The organism is Tessaracoccus pujii, from assembly GCF_055326215.1.
In genome coordinates this window covers 1-3014 of record NZ_JBUZNP010000022.1, presented here as the reverse complement: position 1 = coordinate 3014, position 3014 = coordinate 1, and the positions used below count along the sequence as shown (strand labels likewise).

3 protein-coding genes are annotated in these 3014 nt (G+C 66.2%); 2 read left to right on the top strand and 1 reads right to left on the bottom strand.

The features are described from left to right. The coding region (locus tag ACZK5N_RS14770; protein WP_463625116.1) for an ISL3 family transposase at window positions 1-1121 on the top strand (1121 nt) is incomplete at its 5' end. A gap of 545 nt (window positions 1122-1666) precedes the next feature. Continuing rightward, window positions 1667-1957 (top strand): ATP-binding cassette domain-containing protein, encoded by a 291-nt coding sequence (locus ACZK5N_RS14765; RefSeq protein ID WP_459019731.1) that lies wholly within the window; start codon window positions 1667-1669, stop codon window positions 1955-1957. Here ACZK5N_RS14765 and ACZK5N_RS14760 read toward each other — a convergent pair. Continuing rightward, on the bottom strand, window positions 1894-3014 hold a 1121-nt coding region (locus tag ACZK5N_RS14760; RefSeq protein WP_463625116.1), incomplete at its 5' end, for an ISL3 family transposase. The genes ACZK5N_RS14765 and ACZK5N_RS14760 overlap by 64 nt on opposite strands.

Genomic DNA, 3014 nt, shown 5'->3' with positions numbered 1-3014 from the left:
CGTTGGCGCACGAGCCGTTCGGCTGGCGGCCGACCACGTTGCTGGTCACGATCCGTCGCTACCGCTGCACCGGCTGCGGGCATGTGTGGCGGCAAGACACCAGCCTCGCCGCGGAGCCGCGGGCGAAGCTGTCACGCCGCGGGCTGCGGTGGGCGTTGGAGGGTCTGGTCGTGCAGCACCTCACCGTCGCCCGGGTCGCCGAAGGGCTGGGGGTGTCGTGGAACACCGCCAACACGGCGGTCCTGGCCGAAGGCAAGCGGGTCCTGATCGACGACCCGACCAGGTTCGACGGGGTGACGGCCATCGGCGTGGACGAGCACGTGTGGCGCCACACCCGCCGCGGTGACAAGTACGTCACCGTCATCATCGACCTGACCGGCATCCGCACCCGGACAGGGCCTGCCAGGCTGCTCGACATGGTCGAAGGGCGCTCCAAGCAGGCGTTCAAGCAGTGGCTGTCCGAACGCGACCAGGCATGGCGCGACAGAGTTGAGGTCGTCGCGATGGACGGGTTCACCGGGTTCAAGACCGCCACCGCCGAAGAGCTGCCCGACGCGACCGCCGTCATGGATCCCTTCCACGTGGTCCGCCTCGCCGGCGACGCCCTCGACCGATGCCGCCGACGCGTCCAACAAGCCATCCACGGACACCGAGGCCGCACCAGCGACCCGCTCTACTCGGCGCGCCGCACCCTCCACACCGGCACCGACCTCCTCACCGACCGACAGAAGGACCGGCTCACCGCCCTGTTCGCCGGCGATGACCATGTCGAGGTCGAAGCCACCTGGGGCATCTACCAACGCATGATCGCCGCCTACCGCGAACCCGATCGGACCAGAGGCCGGGCCCTGATGACCAGCCTGATCGCCTCGGTCAGCCAGGGCGTCCCCGCCGCGTTGAGCGAGGTGATCACACTCGGCCGAACGCTGAAGAAGCGAGCCGACGACGTGCTGGCCTATTTCGACCGGCCCGGCACCTCGAACGGTCCCACCGAGGCCCTCAACGGCCGCCTGGAACATCTCCGCGGATCAGCACTCGGCTTCCGGAACCTCACCAACTACATCGCCAGATCACTGCTCGAGACCGGCGGATTCAGACCCCGACTACACCCTGGATTGTGATGAGCCTGATTGGGATGCTCAATAGTCACTGAGTATAGTAACTTTAGTCAGCGCTGGTGAGGGTCTCTCCGATTTACTCGGACGCTGCTGCTACGCTCCCTGTATTCACGCTGAGGAGCAAAATGTCAAGCCGAAAATCACATGTCATGGGCGCTTTGATCGTTGGGTGCCTCGCCTTCGGATCTGCCTCAATTGCCGATGCTGCCTACAGTTTTTCCGGAAGGACCGTGACGCAGAACGGAGTGGAAGCGGGGAGGGCCTACGGGAACATTGCCATGGATATCGTCTACGTGCGGAACAATGCAACAGCAAAGGCCGGCGTATACAACGGTCGGGGAATCTATGTGATGGGTTACGCCTGGAACTCTGCCCAGACAGTGTCTGTGCGCAGCACGAACACGACGAGCACGTCCTACACCAGCGTCGCGAACAAGGTGAGTTACGGGGCGCCCACATACGGCCCGTGGACCGGCGCGGCGAAGACGTGCGTTGATGTCGCCTGGGCGGTAGATCCATGCGGCAGTCAGTCTCAAGGCCAGATCTAGTTGATCGGTGCTGAGGCTCTGACCGTTCGGTATCCCCGGACGAGGGCTCCCTCGGTCTCTGATGCTTCGTTTGCTCTGACCGGGGGAGTGACTGCTCTGCTGGGCGCCAATGGCGCTGGGAAGACAACACTCCTGCGCGCTCTGTCGGGGGCTCTCGAACCCACCGCGGGACGGGTCAGCGTCGATGACCTGGACCCCTATGATCGCCGTGAGCGTTTGGCGGCTCATCACAATCCAGGGTGTAGTCGGGGTCTGAATCCGCCGGTCTCGAGCAGTGATCTGGCGATGTAGTTGGTGAGGTTCCGGAAGCCGAGTGCTGATCCGCGGAGATGTTCCAGGCGGCCGTTGAGGGCCTCGGTGGGACCGTTCGAGGTGCCGGGCCGGTCGAAATAGGCCAGCACGTCGTCGGCTCGCTTCTTCAGCGTTCGGCCGAGTGTGATCACCTCGCTCAACGCGGCGGGGACGCCCTGGCTGACCGAGGCGATCAGGCTGGTCATCAGGGCCCGGCCTCTGGTCCGATCGGGTTCGCGGTAGGCGGCGATCATGCGTTGGTAGATGCCCCAGGTGGCTTCGACCTCGACATGGTCATCGCCGGCGAACAGGGCGGTGAGCCGGTCCTTCTGTCGGTCGGTGAGGAGGTCGGTGCCGGTGTGGAGGGTGCGGCGCGCCGAGTAGAGCGGGTCGCTGGTGCGGCCTCGGTGTCCGTGGATGGCTTGTTGGACGCGTCGGCGGCATCGGTCGAGGGCGTCGCCGGCGAGGCGGACCACGTGGAAGGGATCCATGACGGCGGTCGCGTCGGGCAGCTCTTCGGCGGTGGCGGTCTTGAACCCGGTGAACCCGTCCATCGCGACGACCTCAACTCTGTCGCGCCATGCCTGGTCGCGTTCGGACAGCCACTGCTTGAACGCCTGCTTGGAGCGCCCTTCGACCATGTCGAGCAGCCTGGCAGGCCCTGTCCGGGTGCGGATGCCGGTCAGGTCGATGATGACGGTGACGTACTTGTCACCGCGGCGGGTGTGGCGCCACACGTGCTCGTCCACGCCGATGGCCGTCACCCCGTCGAACCTGGTCGGGTCGTCGATCAGGACCCGCTTGCCTTCGGCCAGGACCGCCGTGTTGGCGGTGTTCCACGACACCCCCAGCCCTTCGGCGACCCGGGCGACGGTGAGGTGCTGCACGACCAGACCCTCCAACGCCCACCGCAGCCCGCGGCGTGACAGCTTCGCCCGCGGCTCCGCGGCGAGGCTGGTGTCTTGCCGCCACACATGCCCGCAGCCGGTGCAGCGGTAGCGACGGATCGTGACCAGCAACGTGGTCGGCCGCCAGCCGAACGGCTCGTGCGCCAACG